At 59.4% G+C, this 16,292-nt stretch carries 15 protein-coding genes; 2 read left to right on the top strand and 13 right to left on the bottom strand.

Annotation, left to right across the window (positions count from 1 at the left end; genetic code table 11):
* The first annotated feature begins 204 nt into the window (after window positions 1–204).
* On the top strand, window positions 205–1,665 hold the full coding sequence (dacB, locus tag V6Z53_RS11315; RefSeq protein ID WP_338585582.1) for a D-alanyl-D-alanine carboxypeptidase/D-alanyl-D-alanine-endopeptidase: 1,461 nt from the start codon (window positions 205–207) through the stop codon (window positions 1,663–1,665).
* 153 nt (window positions 1,666–1,818) lie between these two features.
* On the opposite strand, the gene V6Z53_RS11310 is transcribed toward dacB, so the two are convergent.
* Complete coding sequence (locus V6Z53_RS11310; RefSeq protein ID WP_338585581.1) at window positions 1,819–4,218, bottom strand: diguanylate cyclase; 2,400 nt, start codon at window positions 4,216–4,218, stop codon at window positions 1,819–1,821.
* A gap of 143 nt (window positions 4,219–4,361) precedes the next feature.
* Window positions 4,362–6,632: a bifunctional 23S rRNA (guanine(2069)-N(7))-methyltransferase RlmK/23S rRNA (guanine(2445)-N(2))-methyltransferase RlmL gene (gene rlmKL, locus V6Z53_RS11305; RefSeq protein WP_338585580.1), complete on the bottom strand. Its 2,271-nt coding sequence runs from the start codon at window positions 6,630–6,632 to the stop codon at window positions 4,362–4,364.
* A gap of 530 nt (window positions 6,633–7,162) precedes the next feature.
* On the opposite strand from rlmKL, the gene V6Z53_RS11300 reads away from it, so the two are divergent.
* Complete coding sequence (locus tag V6Z53_RS11300) at window positions 7,163–7,378, top strand: ribosome modulation factor (protein WP_003223300.1); 216 nt, start codon at window positions 7,163–7,165, stop codon at window positions 7,376–7,378.
* A gap of 218 nt (window positions 7,379–7,596) precedes the next feature.
* Here the strand turns inward: V6Z53_RS11300 and V6Z53_RS11295 are convergent, their stop codons facing one another.
* The 11 genes from V6Z53_RS11295 to V6Z53_RS11245 all read right to left on the bottom strand — a co-directional run bounded on the left by V6Z53_RS11295 (window position 7,597) and on the right by V6Z53_RS11245 (window position 16,223).
* Window positions 7,597–8,616, bottom strand: a complete 1,020-nt coding sequence (locus tag V6Z53_RS11295; protein WP_338585579.1) for a quinone-dependent dihydroorotate dehydrogenase — start codon at window positions 8,614–8,616, stop codon at window positions 7,597–7,599.
* Between the two features lie 84 nt (window positions 8,617–8,700).
* Complete coding sequence (locus V6Z53_RS11290) at window positions 8,701–10,011, bottom strand: hypothetical protein (RefSeq protein WP_338585578.1); 1,311 nt, start codon at window positions 10,009–10,011, stop codon at window positions 8,701–8,703.
* Window positions 10,012–10,058: 47 nt separating this feature from the next.
* Window positions 10,059–10,496 carry a hypothetical protein gene (locus V6Z53_RS11285; RefSeq protein ID WP_338585577.1) on the bottom strand — a complete coding sequence of 146 codons (438 nt, stop codon included), beginning with the start codon at window positions 10,494–10,496 and terminating at the stop codon, window positions 10,059–10,061.
* Window positions 10,486–11,205 carry an oxygen-regulated invasion protein OrgB gene (locus V6Z53_RS11280; RefSeq protein WP_338585576.1) on the bottom strand — a complete coding sequence of 240 codons (720 nt, stop codon included), beginning with the start codon at window positions 11,203–11,205 and terminating at the stop codon, window positions 10,486–10,488. Before V6Z53_RS11280 ends, V6Z53_RS11285 begins: the two co-directional genes overlap by 11 nt.
* The gene (locus V6Z53_RS11275) at window positions 11,177–11,743 is read right to left on the bottom strand and encodes a secretion system protein (RefSeq protein WP_338585575.1); all 567 of its coding nucleotides are present in this window, start codon (window positions 11,741–11,743) and stop codon (window positions 11,177–11,179) included. The genes V6Z53_RS11280 and V6Z53_RS11275 overlap by 29 nt, the downstream gene beginning before the upstream one ends.
* Window positions 11,730–12,452 carry an EscJ/YscJ/HrcJ family type III secretion inner membrane ring protein gene (locus V6Z53_RS11270; protein ID WP_338585574.1) on the bottom strand — a complete coding sequence of 241 codons (723 nt, stop codon included), beginning with the start codon at window positions 12,450–12,452 and terminating at the stop codon, window positions 11,730–11,732. Before V6Z53_RS11270 ends, V6Z53_RS11275 begins: the two co-directional genes overlap by 14 nt.
* Window positions 12,449–12,757, bottom strand: coding sequence for a type III secretion system inner rod subunit SctI (gene sctI, locus V6Z53_RS11265; RefSeq protein WP_338585573.1), 309 nt, complete (start codon window positions 12,755–12,757; stop codon window positions 12,449–12,451). The genes V6Z53_RS11270 and sctI overlap by 4 nt, the downstream gene beginning before the upstream one ends.
* A 56-nt stretch (window positions 12,758–12,813) precedes the next feature.
* Window positions 12,814–13,074: a type III secretion system needle filament subunit SctF gene (gene sctF, locus V6Z53_RS11260; protein WP_338585571.1), complete on the bottom strand. Its 261-nt coding sequence runs from the start codon at window positions 13,072–13,074 to the stop codon at window positions 12,814–12,816.
* A gap of 7 nt (window positions 13,075–13,081) precedes the next feature.
* The gene (locus tag V6Z53_RS11255) at window positions 13,082–14,257 is read right to left on the bottom strand and encodes a PrgH/EprH family type III secretion apparatus protein (protein ID WP_338585570.1); all 1,176 of its coding nucleotides are present in this window, start codon (window positions 14,255–14,257) and stop codon (window positions 13,082–13,084) included.
* Window positions 14,258–14,388: 131 nt separating this feature from the next.
* On the bottom strand, window positions 14,389–14,838 hold the full coding sequence (locus V6Z53_RS11250; RefSeq protein WP_338585569.1) for a transglycosylase SLT domain-containing protein: 450 nt from the start codon (window positions 14,836–14,838) through the stop codon (window positions 14,389–14,391).
* A complete protein-coding gene (locus V6Z53_RS11245) occupies window positions 14,835–16,223 on the bottom strand; it encodes a winged helix-turn-helix domain-containing protein (RefSeq protein ID WP_338585568.1) in 1,389 nt (462 codons plus the stop codon). Before V6Z53_RS11245 ends, V6Z53_RS11250 begins: the two co-directional genes overlap by 4 nt.
* Between the last annotated feature and the right edge of the window lie 69 nt (window positions 16,224–16,292).

Genomic DNA, 16,292 nt, shown 5'->3' with positions numbered 1-16,292 from the left:
CGGCACTTTAGCAGTTTAAGCCGCCAATTGCCCGTCTCTGAACGGCCGCAGCCTACCGCCGGTAAAAAAATAGCGGATTAGAAGGCCAAGGCACGGCACAAGCCACGACACCTTGGGGCATAATGCCGACACTTTCATGACCGCGGAGGGCTTTCATGTTCATGCCCTCGTCTTTTCCCCCTCGGCTGTAGGGTTTTATTTCACATGATCAAATCGTTGCGTCCATTGCTGCTCGCCAGCCTTCTTTTGCCGCTGGCCCTCCCCGTTTCCGCTGAACCGATCAACACCGCTCTGTCGCCCAACGTTGAAAAAGCCCTCAAGGCCAGCAAGCTTCAGGACAACGCCCTGTCGCTGGTGATGATTCCGCTCACCGGCCCCGGCACCCCGACCATTTTCAACGCCGACGTGTCGGTCAACCCGGCGTCGACCATGAAGCTGGTCACCACTTATGCGGCGCTGGAAATGCTCGGCCCGAATCACCAGTGGAAAACCGAGTTCTACACCGATGGCACCCTCAGCGGCGGCATCCTCAACGGCAACCTCTACCTCAAGGGTGGCGGTGATCCGAAGCTGAACATGGAAAAACTCTGGCTGCTGATGCGCGATCTGCGCGCCAACGGCGTAACCCAGGTCACCGGCGACCTGGTGCTGGACAAGAACTTCTTCGTGCAACCGCAACTGCCCGAGTTCAACGACGACGGCAACGACGAGAACAAGCCGTTCCTGGTCAAGCCCGATGCGCTGCTGGTCAACCTCAAGGCCCTGCGATTCGTTGCACGTAACGATTCGGGCAAGGTGCTGGTCTCGGTTGAGCCGCCGATCGCCAGCATCCGCATCGACAATCAGGTCAAGGCCCTCAACTCCAAGCAATGCACCGGTGGCGTGCGCTACAACCCGGTGCCCCAGGCTGATGGCAGCGTGACTGTCACGGTCGGCGGTCAGCTGGGTGAAGGCTGCAGCTCGCAGACTTACCTTTCGCTGCTCGACCACGCGACCTACACCGCTGGCGCCGTGCGCGCAATCTGGAAAGAGCTGGGTGGCAGCATTCAGGGCAAGGATGTGCTGGCGCCAACGCCGAAAGACGCCAAGGTGCTGGCACGGGCGTTCTCGCCGGACCTCGCGGAAATCATCCGCGACATCAACAAGTACAGTAACAACACCATGGCCCAGCAGCTGTTCCTGAGCCTAGGGCAAAAATTCCGCACCGACGCCGATGGCGATGACGCCAAGGCTGCCCAGCGCGTAGTGCGCCAGTGGCTGGCGAAGAAAGGCATCACCGCGCCACACCTGGTGATGGAGAACGGCTCCGGCCTGTCCCGCGCCGAACGCGTCAGCGCCCGGGAAATGGCCTCTATGCTGCAAGCCGCGTGGCACAGCCCTTACGCGGCCGAGTACATCAGCTCGATGCCGATTGCCGGCACCGACGGCACCATGCGCAAACGCCTGAAGACCACCGCGATGCGCGGTGAAGCCCACGTCAAGACCGGCACCCTGAACACCGTGCGCGCCATCGCCGGTTTCAGCCGCGACGTCAACGGCAACACCTGGGCGGTGGTTGCGATCCTCAACGACAAGGCCCCGTTCGGCGCCTCGTCGGTTCTGGATCAGGTGCTGCTGGACCTGTATCGCCAGCCGAAATTGCCGCAGACCGCTTCGGTCCTGTAACCCGGCCCCAGAGGACTGCAGAGATCCCTTGTAGGAGCTGAGCTTGCTCCGGGCGGCGATCCGACGATGGCGGCAGCACATTCAACATGGATGTGACTGACCTTCCGCTATCGCGAGCAAGCTCGGCTCCTACAGGGTTTGCGAACAATCTGATTAATTCGTCTCGCCCTGCACTCGATCCCTGCCCTCCTGCTTCGCCGCATACACCCCCGAGTCCGCCCTCAGCAGCAGCGCATCCGCGCCCTCGCCGACCCGCCAACTGGCAATCCCGAAACTCGCAGTGACGACACCGACCTCATCGATCGGTGAGCTACGCAAGCCTTGCCACAACTCCAGCGCCAGCACATAAGCCTGTTCGCCGTCGATGTCCGGGCACAGCACCATGAATTCCTCACCGCCCAAACGGCAAAAAACATCCGTGCGTCGCAACCGATGGCCGATGCGCTCGCACACCACCTGCAACACCCGATCGCCGACAGCATGGCCGTGCTGATCATTGATGCGCTTGAAGTGGTCGATGTCGAGCATGATCACCGATAGCTCGCCGCCACCGCGTTCTACCCGAGCCATCTCGGTGGTCAGGCGCTCCTGGAAATAGCGGCGGTTATGGATGCCGGTCAGCGAATCGGTGATCGACAGCGCACGCAGTTCTTCTTCCACCCGCTTCATGTCGGTGATGTCCGAAATGTAGCCATGCCACAGCACACCACCGCCTGGCAGTTCTTCCGGCGTCGCCTCGCCACGGACCCAGCGCAGGCCACGTTGCGGCAATTGCACGCGGTACTCTTCGCGCCAATGGCCGAGGGTATCCGCCGAATCACGGATCGAAGCGCGTACGCGCGTGGTGTCCTGGGGATGAATCCGCGTGAAGATCGCTTCGGCATTAAGCAACAACACGTCGGGTTCGAGTTCGTAGATTTCGCGAATGCCGTCGCTGGCATAGATGACGCTGAAGCGACCGTCGAATTCCATCTTGAATTGATAGATGCCACCGGGGACATGGGCGCTGAGCTTCTTCAGCAACAGGTCCCGCGCGGCCAGAGCTTCATGCACGCGTTTGCGCTCGGTGATGTCGATGCACACCGCCAGGTGCCCGACCCACAGGCCTTGCTCGTCGAGTACCGGTGTGGCCAGCATGTTCACGCTCAAATGGCTGCCATCGCCTCGCACCAGCGTCCACTCCCGCGCCTCATGACCGCCACCCACGCTACCTTCGACCAACATCGCGTGACAGGTCGGGACCGGTTTGCCGAAACGTGCGCTCAACTCCGTCGAGCGTGCCGCGAGCTCCCGGGGCAGGTGCAGATTCTCCAGGGTCATGTGCCCCACTACCTCGGCGTTGGTATATCCGAGCATCTGCTCGGCGCCGGCATTGAAGGTACTGATCACCCCTCGCAGATCCGTGGCGATGATCGCCACTTGGGTCGCGGCATTCAGCACGCCGCGTAATTGGCCGTGGGTGCCGCGTAGTTCCAGTTCGCGGGCGCGCAGTTCTTCGGTGCGTTGCTCCACCATTTTCAGCGCGCGCTGCCGCTGACTGACCAGCACGTAGAGCAAGGCACTGAGCAGCACACTGAGCAAACCACCGAGTACGACCAATGTGGTCACCGAGGAATGGTTGGCCTGCAGGAAAGCTTCACTGGGCTGGATGTCGACTTGATACTCGTGGTCCGCCAGGCGCAACAGCCGGGTCGCGGACAATTCGCTGACGGCAGGCGGGTTCGGTGATTCAAACAGGACTTCGTGCTGATCATCGATGGACAGGTCGAGGATACGCACCGAGAGATAATCCCGGCCCGCCTCCGGCAATCCGTCGGCCAACAACTGTCGCATGCTGATGACCGCCATGACGTAGCCGAACGGCTTGCTCGCCGACGTGTCCGGTTGATTGCGCAGCATGACCGGCGCGACTAGCAGCACGCCCCGCGCATACGCCGGTTCAATACTGACCAGGTGCATCGGTTGCGAGACCGCCATGCGCCCATGCTGATCGGCCCGCTCCAGGGTCGCGCGCCGCAACGGTTGCGCCAGCAAATCGTAGCCCAGCGGAGAGCCGAGTTTGCTTTGCGTCTGGCTGTACAGCACCACCACGTACTCATCCCGTTCTGCGGCCAATTGCAGCTGGCCGTCAGCGTTGAGTTCGCGCAGGGTAAAGTCACTCAGGCCCTCATCCCGGACACCGCGCTCGAAAGCTGCGCGTTCGTCTCGACTTACCCGTTCGGCAAACGAATACGCCTGGGTGCGGTGCAACAGAGGTTGGGTATAACCATTGAATTCCTCTCGGGAGACCGAATCGGAATTGGCAAAGAACCTGCGCAGGCCATCGAGGCGCTGCTCCTGATCTTCGAAACGTTCTTCGATACGGCTGTAACGCTCACTGGCCAGCAGTTGAAAACGTTGCCGCAATTGATGGTGAAACAGATTGAGCGTCGACCACGCCAACAATCCCGTGAGAATGCCGCCGACGAGCAAAACCAGGAGCGCGACCAGCCAGGCCGAGACATCTTCACTGATAAAACCCAGGATCTTTGGGCGCACGGCGTGCAACGACATAAAACCCAACTCAAAACGCCAGGTGCGGGAAAGCCCTTTGGCCCTGAGTTGAGTTATAGCTATTAGCCACTAATTTGACCAGCGCTGAGCAGATCCACAGCGCCTTAAAAATCAAGGCTCTGTGGATCCAATCACATCAGGTGTCAACGAGCCGTGATTTTCCAGGCGCGGTGGATCTTGGGATTACGGGCAAAATCCGGATCGATGGTCTGTGCGCTGATCTCTTCGACCGCATAACGCTCGCTGAGATTTGGCTCCAGATCGAACTTGCGGAAGTTGTTGGAGAAGTACAAAACGCCACCCGGTGCCAGGCGTGCCATGGCCAGGTCGATCAATTGCACCTGATCACGCTGCACGTCGAAAACCCCTTCCATGCGCTTGGAGTTGGAGAAGGTCGGCGGGTCGATGAAGATCAGTTCGTACTCGTCGCGGCTGGCCTCGAGCCAGGCCATCACGTCGCCCTGCTCCAGACGGTTCTTGTCGGAGAAACCGTTAAGCGACAGGTTGCGCCGCGCCCAGTCCAGATAGGTTTTCGACAAGTCGACACTGGTGGTGCTGCGCGCGCCGCCCTTGGCTGCATGAACACTGGCGGTGGCGGTGTAGCAGAACAGGTTGAGGAAGCGCTTGCCGGCCGCCTCTTTCTGAATCCGCATGCGCATTGGGCGGTGGTCGAGGAACAGACCGGTGTCGAGGTAGTCGGTGAGGTTCACCAACAGCTTGATCCCGCCTTCATTGACCTCAACGAACTTGCCCTGCGCAGCCTGACGCTCGTACTGCTTGGTGCCGCTCTGACGCTCGCGGCGCTTGACCACCACGCGGCTCTTGTCGATGTTCAACGCCTGCGGGATTGCCGCCAGGGCATCGAACATGCGCGCCGAGGCTTTTTCCGGATCGATGGATTTCGGCGCGGCGTATTCCTGGACGTGGACCCAATCGTGATACAGGTCGATGGCCATGGAGTATTCCGGCATGTCGGCATCGTAGACGCGGTAGCAATCGATGCCTTCACGCTTGACCCACTTGCCCATGGCCTTGAGGTTCTTTTGCAGGCGGTTGGCAAACATCTGCCCGCCCTCGCTCAGGCGCGGCTGCTCGATCACCGGGGCCGGTGCTGGAGCCGGTTTGATCGGGTTGCCGTTCTTGTTGTACTGGCGTTCTTGCGGTTCGCTCGGCGCCTCATCGTAAGCTGCTTGCTCGCGCTCGGCCTGACGCTGTTCCGGGGTGCGACGTTCGCCAGTGACGAATTGATCCGGCAGCACCTTGATCAGCAACAGCTTGCACGGCAACGCACCGTTCCAGAACGAATACTGCTTGTGGCTGCGGATGCCCATGCGCTTGCCCAGGTCCGGCGCGCCGGTGAACACCGCCGCTTCCCAGTTCAGGCAGGCCTGACGCAGACGCTCGCCGAGGTTCTGGTAGAGATAGAGCAGGCTCGCCTCGTCACCCAGACGCTCGCCGTACGGAGGGTTGCAGATCACCAGGCCCTTCTGGTTCTGGTCCGGACGTGGCTCGAACGTCGCGACTTCGCCCTGGTAGATCTTGATCCACTCGCTCAGGCCGGCACGCTCGACGTTGTTGCGGCCCGGTTGAATCAGGCGTGGGTCGGCTTCGTAACCGCGAATCCACAGCGGCGGCTTGGCCAGACCGGCAGCGGCGCGCTCGGAGGCTTCTTCGTGAAGCTTTTTCCACAGCGCCGGTACGTGACCAAGCCAGGCGGTGAAGCCCCACTGCTCGCGACGCAGGTTTGGCGCCATATCGGCGGCGATCATTGCTGCTTCGACGAGGAACGTACCGACACCGCACATCGGGTCAGCCAGCGCGCCGCCTTCGGCTGCAATGCGCGGCCAGCCGGAGCGGATCAGGATGGCGGCCGCGAGGTTTTCCTTCAGCGGCGCCGCACCTTGCTGCAGGCGATAACCGCGCTGGTGCAGGCTGTGGCCGGACAGGTCGAGGGAGAGGATCGCTTCGCCACGGTCAAGTCGCAGGTGAATGCGCAGGTCCGGGTTGAGCTTGTCGATCGACGGACGGTCGCCCTGCGGGGTGCGCAGTTTGTCGACGATGGCGTCCTTGACCTTCAAGGCACCGAAGTGAGTGTTGTCGATGCCGGAGCCGTGACCGCTGAATTCGACGGCCAGGGTGCCGTCGTTGAGCATGTGGTCTTGCCACTCGATGTCGAGTACGCCGTGATAGAGGTCTTCGGCGTCTTTCATCGGGAAACGCTTGAGCACCAGCAGCACCCGGTTGGCCAGACGCGACCACAGGCACAGGCGATAAGCAGTTTCCATGGTGGCCATGCCGCGCACGGCAGAAGTGTGCTCACGTGCTTCCTCAAGGCCAAGCCCGACGGCTTCCTCGATGAGCAGGCCTTCAAGGCCTTTTGGGCAAGTGAGGAAGAGTTCGAAACGATCGGACATGAGGATTTCAGAGCCTTTGGCTGAGTGGACCGGCAACGCATTGCCGGCCCGGTTTTCAATCAGGCGCTTTTCTCGAAGAGCGCCCGCGTGGCACGAAGGTGTGCCGTTCCACCCTTGCTGCCCGGGTTAAATGAGCTTAGATGCAAGGACAGATAAAAAAGTTGATGCAACAAAATGACATAAGTCGACCCTTCGTCGAATAGTGCTTCCCGGCAACGGGAGCCATTCTCAGCAAAGGATTAACCCGATCATCCAACGCGGGGCCGATCATACCGGGGTTTGTCTAAAAAATACGCAGCGAACATCCAGTTACTTATGGCCTTAGCATATGAACAGTTACTTCTTTATGACAAAACGATCATTCCCTCGATGTGACGCATTGGTTAGAACTCAATACAGGTTGGCGCCGCAATGACGCCAACACCTTGGCTCGTCACGCCGGCAACGAGCCCCCAACGGCAGAGTTTTTCTGCCTGACCTCGATTGAGGTCGACGCGATAAATACAGTCAACAAGTGAGGGCAACACCCTATGAGAAGACTTAAGCGTGATCCGTTGGAAAGAGCATTTTTGCGCGGATATCAATATGGCGTTGGTGGCAAATCCCGTGAGCTTTGCCCATTTACTCTACCGTCGGTACGTCAAGCCTGGATTAACGGCTGGCGAGAAGGACGCGGCGACAACTGGGACGGTATGACCGGCACTGCGGGAATCCACAGACTCAACGAACTTCACGCCGTCGGCTAAACACAGGGCACAACACTCCGACACGACAATCTGATTTTGTACTGAATTAACCACGCACGTCCCATCCGGACGGCGGGCTCCGGCCCAGGGGCTCCTTTAAAGGAGCCCTTTTTTATGTCTGCATTTCGGCAAAACACAATCCTCCTGTAGGAGCACGGCTTGCCGGCGATGGCGTTCCTGAGATCGCCATCGCCGGCAAGCCGTGCTCCTACAAAGGATCAGCGCAGGGCGGCGATGGCGTCTACCGATTCACGAATCAGTGCCGGGCCTTTGTAGATGAAGCCGGAATAGATCTGCACCAGGCTCGCACCGGCAGTGATCTTCTCTGCCGCATGCCTGCCTTCAGTGATGCCACCCGCCGCGATGATCGGCAAGCGACCGCCCAACTCCGCCGCCAGCACTTTGACGGTGTTGGTGCTCTTGTCGCGAACCGGTGCGCCGGACAGACCGCCCGCCTCGTCACCATGCTCCATGCCTTCGACGCCCACGCGGCTCAGGGTGGTGTTGGTGGCGATGACCGCGTCCATGCCGGTTTCGATCAACGCTTGCGCAACCTGCGCGGTTTCTTCGTCGGTCATGTCCGGAGCGATCTTGATCGCCAGCGGCACGTGTTTGCCGTGACGCAGCGCCAGTTCCGCACGGCGCGTGGCCAGATCGGCCAGCAGTTGCTTGAGCGAATCACCGAATTGCAGGCTGCGCAGGCCCGGCGTGTTCGGCGAGCTGACGTTGACCGTGATGTAGCTGGCATGGGCGTAGACCTTGTCCAGGCAGATCAGGTAATCGTCGACCGCACGCTCGACTGGCGTATCGAAATTCTTGCCGATGTTGATGCCCAGCACGCCCTTGTACTTGGCCGCTGCGACGCGAGCGAGCAAGTGATCAACGCCAAGGTTGTTGAAGCCCATGCGATTGATGATCGCCTCGGCTTCCGGCAGACGGAACAGGCGCGGCTTCGGATTGCCCGGCTGCGGACGCGGAGTGATGGTGCCGATTTCGACAAAACCGAAACCCAGCTGCGCAAAGCCGTCGATGGCCGCGCCATTCTTGTCCAGACCAGCCGCCAGGCCTACCGGGTTCGGAAAGTCCAGGCCCATGACATTCACCGGCACTTTTGCCGGCGCCTTGCACAGCAAGCCGTTGAGCCCCAGACGTCCGCCCGCGCCGATCAGGTCCAGGGACAGATCGTGGGAGGTTTCCGGGGAAAGTTTGAACAACAGCTGACGGGCCAGGGTGTACATGGGCGGATTTGACTCGATTGGCGGCGAAATGAGGCGGCGATTATAGCCGGGGTTGATGTTGGCAGGCGATCTCTTTGCCGTGGCTCAAGGCCCGGCAGTCTCCTGTAGCACGTAGAGGTTGTCAGTGCGTTTGGTAATGCCGAACACCAGCGGCAAGTAAATAATCATTGCCATCAGCGCGAGACAGCCGTTCAGGATGTGCCCCTCATACCCGGCGTCGACCTCGGAATCATTCAGCAAAGCCGCTACCGCCCCCACCACCAATGCGATGGCGTGACCCGCCGAGAGACGTAGTGCCCCAATATTGAAAAGTGCATCCGCCAATTGGGTTCGGGTCGGTCGCAGTACACCGGCACGTACCTGCAACACCCTTTGTTGCAAAGATTCAGGGTCGGAAAAAACGGAATCCAGCCCCGGTGACGGCGACAACACGTGCCAACTTTTGCAAAGAATCGAGATGACGTCGTCCAGGGCCATGGCAAATCCATTCACCGCACCCTGGATCGCATCTGCGCCCAGGCTGTAACCGAGTCCCGTCGCAGCCCTGGCCGGGCCGCTCAGCGGTGCGAGTTGACCCAGCTCCGCCAGTAAAAACTGGGCCGCACCATAGGCCGCAGTCGTAGCGCCGGCAGCCTTGACGTTCGTGGGCTCCGCATTGTCTTGCAAAGGAATGACAGCATTGGCCAGTCCTCTGGCCAGCGTATAGATAGAGCCGCCCATCGCCGTCGGGAGCAAGGTACTGGCGGCGCCAGTGAGATGCGCTGCAATGATTGCTCCCATCGTAATGCTGGCCATGCACACTCGCCCCAGGCGCGACGCTGGACTGGCAGCCCCGTCGCGCTCACTTCGAATCGCCCCCATCAAGGTCAATGCCGGCCCGATCATGGTCGTCGCGACCACCGCCCATGCTCGGGATGTTTCAGTTGAATCGCCTTCGCGCAATGCTTGTTCGACGTGGTAGCTGACCACCTGCCGCAACACGGTAGTCATGGCGACAATCAACCCCGTACGCCCGGCGACATTGAGCAGATTGAGCCCAGGCCCTTTGGCGGCTTCAAGCCACTCCTTGCCTGCCTGGAGCATGGTTTGCATGCGGCTTTCACGGGTTTTGGCGGGATCTGCGGCATCTAACTCCCGGACTCGATCAAACAACTTTAAATCGACAGGTTCCTGAGGTAATCGCCCTTGATCAATGAATGCGTTGACCCGCCCCACCACGTCTTGGTCTATCTCACCAAGTTCCCGATAACTTTCCTCGATACGAATCGTCACTTCACGATCCATTTGCTTCATACCCGCAGCGATACGCTGTGGCGTTCCAAGCTTGGCTACTTGAAACTTCGACGATAAGTCCAGCACTGAAGGATCAAGCGATACCGAGGCGTCACGCGGCATCGATGCACCTGCTGTTGAGTGGCTAACGGAAAGTGCACTGATTCCGCTCACCACTCACTCTTCTCCCACGCCTCATCCTCCATCGGCTGAAACACATCACGCATGAAGCTCTTGACGAAGATATCCACGCTGAAGGCCAGGCCGTTGACACCGCGCATTTCCTTGAAGAGCTGCGAGTCTTCCAGCTTCTCTTCTTTCAGGCGAACTAGCACCTTAAGGGACACGGCCATCAGCGCCTGGGCCGTTGGATAAGCGGGAGAGGTTCCATCCGCAGCGCGCAGCGACCGGAGAAAATCATAAATTGCCTTTTCTCCTTGCCCCTCCATGGCCAACAGTAATTGATACAAGTGCTCGAACTCCGGGTCCGGACGCTTGATGTCAGGCGCTTGCTCGCTGGCGGCCAGCAGGCGCGACTCCAGCGTCTCGACCACCGCGCTCTCTCCCGATTCAAAAGGGTGAGTACCTGTCACCGGTTCAATCTTCATCACGGTCCTTGATCGGGGTAGTTTGAATGGGACCGGCAACGCGTACGCCGAAGGTCGAACACAGATCCGTCAGCGCCTGCACTGCAGACTGGTTCAGAGTGCGAACCGACTTCGGCATATTCGCGACGCACGCAAGCAGTCGTGGCTCCAGTCGTTGCCGATTGGTTTCAATGTCGAATTCGAGCAGTTGATCCGCGAGCCGGACCACATAGCGCTCTTGCGCGTGATAGTCGAGGACCAGCTCGCCGGACCACAGGTTGCGCAATCGCTCGCGCAGGTCATTGCCCCGCGACCGACAATGCAGCGGGAGCAGCACTTGCAGCACCGCACCCGAATCACCCGATTGCGCCGCCAACCAACGCTCAAGCATTTCGTCCAGCCATTCGGGACGACTCAAGGCCTCGGCCAGCAAACCGTGAGCGGCCTGCACAAGGTCCCTGCGCAACTGCAGCCCCAGCGCCTGCGACTCCAACATGCCGTTCGCCAGATGTTCGGTCGCGCGCAAGATGCCTTCGGCGTAGCCTTGCTGAAAGGCCTGGGCACGAACCGCTTCGGCGTCACACCGGGCCTGGTCGATGCAATCACGAGCCCAACGCTGAGCCTGTCGCTGCAACGTGTGACGTCGACGCGCGGCGGCAATGTCCTCGCGAGGCAGATGTGCATCGCTCGACTCGGGGAGTTCAGTCAGGGTTCGGATAGAGTCGAGCATGCTGCACCGCCAAAAAGAAAAGAGCTGTATCGGGCTCTGTGACCGGCCACTGCCTGTGCTGGCGAACAACCGGTTCGGAGAATTGCAAGGTCAGGCGCTCGAGCAACACAGACGGCACTTGCTGGTGCCAACTCCAGAGCGCATTGAGGCCGGCGGCTTCGACCTGCTCCACGAAAACAGGTGAACACTCGATCGGCGGGCCGCTTCTCCCACCCACGCGATAACCGGCGAATTGCCGTAACGGTAGTGGCAGGCGTAACAGCGTTGCGCCCTGTGCCAGATCAGGCATCAAGCGATAAGCGCCCATCAGTCTTGCGATATAGGGCAGTTGTCGCCAATGGCGAACCCATTGACTCGCCACGCCTGTCAACGGTATCGCAGGCCACGGACCTTGCAGCTCAAGTCCCTCAAGCAGCATTTGCTCAAGCAGCCTTCGTGCCTCGTGCCCATCGAATTCCGCCGGTACGGACAAGCGCTGCGGGTGCAGATAACTCAGAGGGTTTTCCAGAATCCCCTGTAAACATTCAGCGGGCGACATCGCGTTGCCCTGCACTCGACTGGCGATAGGCCCAGGCTGCGCCACCGGCCAACAGCACTCCGCTCACCGCGACCAACAACCACATCCACTGCGAAGCCCCCTGTGTTGCGACCACGGATGGCGCGACATGCTGTGTCGGCGAACGCTTCGACAGCACCACCGAAATGTTCTCGTACTCGACCGCTGCAAAACTGTTCTTGAGAAAGCGCTTGATGTCGGTGATCAGCAATTGCGGTTCGATGTCGCGCTCATGGATCGCCACCGCCGAGAGGTGAATGGGCGGTGACTTGCGCCCGCCTTCGCCGGCATCCAGGTCGTAGCTGACATGAACCCGCGCTGAAACCACACCTTCGAGCACACCCAGCGACTGTTCGATCCGCTGCTCCAGTGCCGAATAGAGCCGGGCTTTTTCAGCGCGGGGCGAGGCCACCAGCGAGTCGGCGGGAAACATCTCGGCCACTTGCAGACGTGGCCTGGAGGGCAACGAATAGAGGTTGAGCAAATCGACCGCCGCAGAAAAATCGACTTGAGCGATTTTTACCGAATAGCCGGTTTTGCCGGCGTCGACTTTCACCGCCGCGATGTTGTTGCGTTGCAGAACCGAAAGCACTTCATTGGCCTGTTGCTGGTCCAGCCCTTCGAGCAGATTCGGTTGTCGGCAACCCATCAACGCCACGCACAAAAATATCAGCAACGCGCCTGCCTTCATGACGCACGCAGCAGGGTTTCGGCCGTGCCCACCGCTTTGCGCACCAGCACGTTGAGCAAGTTGATGTCCACGTTGTATTGCCCCACTTGCTCCTGCAAACGGGTCAAGACTTCAGGACTGGTGATATCCGGACGTTGCATCAGCTGATTGATCGCTGAAACGTCCTGCTCACTGTTGACCGCGGAATTGGCAAACGCTTCGATCAAGCGCGACTCAAGTGAAACAACCGGACCGTCTTGCGAGCCACGCAGCTCAATGAAAGAAGTCTGTTCAATGAAGGACTGGAGAATATTTTGTACAGGCATTCGACGCACTCAAAAAAGGCCATCGAACGTATCGATGGCCGGCCAAAAAGAAAGGCTCAGCGAGCAGCCTGGATGATCGCCATGTCGATGTCCTTGAAGCCCTTGATCGTGTTGGTCTGGGCGTTACGGAATACGGTGTAGGACGAAAAGGCCGTCTGATAAGCAGCCAGCTTTGTCGGGTCAGATGCATCCAATTTGAGTTCCTCAAGGGCCTTGTCCAAGGCTATCTTGAGATTTTGCGCCCCGGTTTCGAACCCAGCTGCTTGACGCCCGAGAAAGTCATCAGCGAAGTCGATGGGAATACCAATACCAGACATCAGTCACCTACCTATTATTTGGGGGAAAGTGCCAAGACGAAGAGGTCATCTTGATGTAGCCCTGCGGGCCGGTTTGAAACGACTTGTCGTTAAGCACATCGTCCTTGAGCTCGACGGTGAAGCTGACGTAGCGATCACCCCACTGCCGGTAAAAGCTGTCGATGTAGCGGCGAGCAGCGGCCAGTTCGGAATCCTGCAGATTGCCTGCAACGGCAAACGTGACACTGTCCTCGTGTTCAACGCGGCTGAAGGTCAGGGAAAGGCGCTGCAAACCTTCCTGCGCCAGATCCGCCAGCAGCTTGTCGTCCTGCATTTGCACCGCAATGTCATGGGCATAGGGCGCAGCCGCGAGCAGCGCTTCGAGCAATTTTGCTTGTCTGTCGGGTGTCAGCAGATTGCGTTGAGTGCTGAGCAAAAGGCGCGGTACTGAAGGATCCTTGAGATCCAGGGAATGCCAGGCCAGTTGCGGATCATGGTCGACCAGCAAACGCTCCAGCCGGCTGCGTTCCTGATCCACGACCAGGACTTTGCCGCTCAGCGAGTTGTGGCGCATCAGCACTTGTCGGCTCCATCCGGCATCGCGTTCGGAAGCGACGAACACATAAATCGCCTTGTCACGACCGCTCAACACCTTGGCCTCGGCGCTGGCACCGGCGATCAGTCTGCGAATATCGGTTTCAGGCGCCACTCCCGGCACCGACCAGAAGCCAACCGCGACGACCAGCGCAGCCAGCGCCAGACCGCCTGCGATCCATCTAGTCACAGGAGCACGCCACCACACAACGGCGACTTCGTCGGATGAAACACTGTGTGGCTGCCCAAGAAGCTCAGGTGCCCAGGATTGGTCTTCAGGACGCAAGGCGATTTGCAGGCCGCCAATCTGCACCCTGGCCTGGAAGGCACAGTGGCGAATTTCAGCTGACTCGTTGAGTAACCGCAGTGGTAAGCCTTCGGCGCTGACTTGATCGGCCAGCACCTCAAAATTGCAACCACCCACTTCCAGGGGAACGAAAATCGCATCGGCAGGAACACTGGCAGTCAGCGCCCCTTCCCCCAGAAAATCCACAGTCCCTACCACGAACAAAGTGCTGGTCTCGCCGAGGGGGAATTCGCAGCCTTGCAGCGGACCATTGAGTATCCGTAAAACGCAGGGCTGCTGGGTGGGGGCCGTCGGGACTGTCACCGTTCAAGTTCCAGGGTTGTGAAATGAGCGGGCATATTAGAAAGACCGACTGGCGGATTCCTGATCGAATTCTGCCGATTGCGCTCAGCAGAGGATCAGAATCTTCAGCCAGTCTTTCCATGTCGCTGCCACTATCGAGTCTGGGTAAACACCTGATAGCGCTGCCAGACCTTGCGCGCATAGCGCAATCGCGCGGCTTGCCGGTGGGGAGAATTGCCGGCGTTGTAGGCACCCACCGCCGTCCAGTTGTAGCCGTAACGGGCAATAAAATCGGCAAGCACCGACGCGCCGACTTCGACGGACAGGCAGGGTTCATCCAACAGGCGCTGCTCGGTAATGCCCTGAGCGCTTAAACGGGGTAGATGATGACTGTTGATCTGCATCAACCCGATGTCATGACTCCCGTCCTTGTTGTAATTCATGGCATCCGCCGACTGCCCTGACTCCACATCGGCGATCGCCTGGAGCAACTCCGGTTCAATGGCATGTTTCGCGCCTGCCGAATGCCAGCAGTACGCGTGAGCGGTTCCGGAGCCAAGACACGCCAACATGAGTATCGGTTTGAAAGCGCACCAACTCATGCCAGACATCGCCAACTATCAAGCGCAGGCGACTTCTCAGCACCTTGCAAGGTTTGTCGCCCCATCAGCACGACATCCCCGGAGTTGTTCAGCGCAATACGGTCCTGGAATATCTTCGCTCGCACACAGTCGGGATCATGCCGTAGACACCTTTCGAGACTTTGCGCCGCCTGCTCGTTACGCCGCCAGAACCAGTGATGCCAGGCGTAGAAGAAATGAACATCGGCCTGTTCAGCGTCCAGTAGACAACGTCGAAAAAGCACTTTTGCGGCGTCCTCGCAGCCACGAAGACTGGTCAACAAGGCCAGACGCACAAGCGACTGTGTGCTGGCGGGGTCCAGTGACAAGGCTCTGGAAATCGCAGAGTGCGCCTCATCAGCGGCACGACCCTGCTCGCACAAACCGAGCATGGCCTTCCCCAGCCAGGCATCCGCCAAACCACACCAGGCCGCTGCGTAATTACCGGCCAACTGCAAACAATGTCGAAACTGCACAAGGGCATCGCGCAGGCTTTGCGGCGTGTGCTGCTGCAAATTGCACAGACCATTGAGATAAGCCACCGCAGCCGGGTACGAAGAGCAGGAGTTCCTGACAGGACGCAAGCCGGGAGCACGCTGCGCAACCAGGCTCGTCAACGCGCCAAGCGCTTCTCCCACATCACCGGCGTCCAGTGTCTGTCCATGCAGCAGCGCGTGATCACGGCCACGGATCAGTTCGACCGACCATTGTTGTCGCTCACCCGATCCGCAACAGCGCCCGCTCAGCCAGTAGTCAGCCGACAATTGCCCTACCAGGGTCCGAACATCGACCGGTTGGCTGTAAGCCGCCATCAGTCCCGAAGGGATAATGTGCAACGTCTCGCCGAACGCCGCGGTCAACTGACGGATCATCACATCTTGCAGATCCAGCGCAGCGCTCTCGTCGAGATTGCGAAAAGGCAGAACGGCCAGCGTTAGCGTCGCGGTCCTCGCGTGGTTCGACGCGTCGAGTTCGACAACCGCACAGGTGAACCGATAACCCTGACCGTACACCGTCGCAATGAAATCCTTGTTCTCCTTGAGCAGCTTGCGCAACGCATAAATGCAGCGGGTCAACGACTCTTCAGCCGCATCGGCTTCGGGCCAGACACTGTCGAGCAAGTGGTCCTTGCTGATCACCGTGCCCGCCGAACCGAGCAGCAAACGTAAAACCCTTAATTCTTTTGGGGGAACGTGGACTCCCTGTCCATCTCGCATCAGCGTTCCATCGCTTTGCAGTTGCCAGTGGTCAAAAACGTATGACCTGACCGGCGATTGATCAGTGGCACTGTCCATACTTTGAGACTTCTCTATAGAAAGATCTGAAACGCGGTTAAACCTGTGATTTATCAAGTTTAAGGATGACAAGCAGGATGACTATAGGAAGTTGGGCAGGAGTATTCCGTAGGACAACTACCTTATGATCTGACGAAATCA

This window comes from Pseudomonas sp. MAG733B, from assembly GCF_036884845.1.
Taxonomy (GTDB): domain Bacteria; phylum Pseudomonadota; class Gammaproteobacteria; order Pseudomonadales; family Pseudomonadaceae; genus Aquipseudomonas.
The sequence above is the reverse complement of the archived record's forward strand: the minus strand, read 5'-3'. Positions and strand labels throughout refer to the sequence as shown.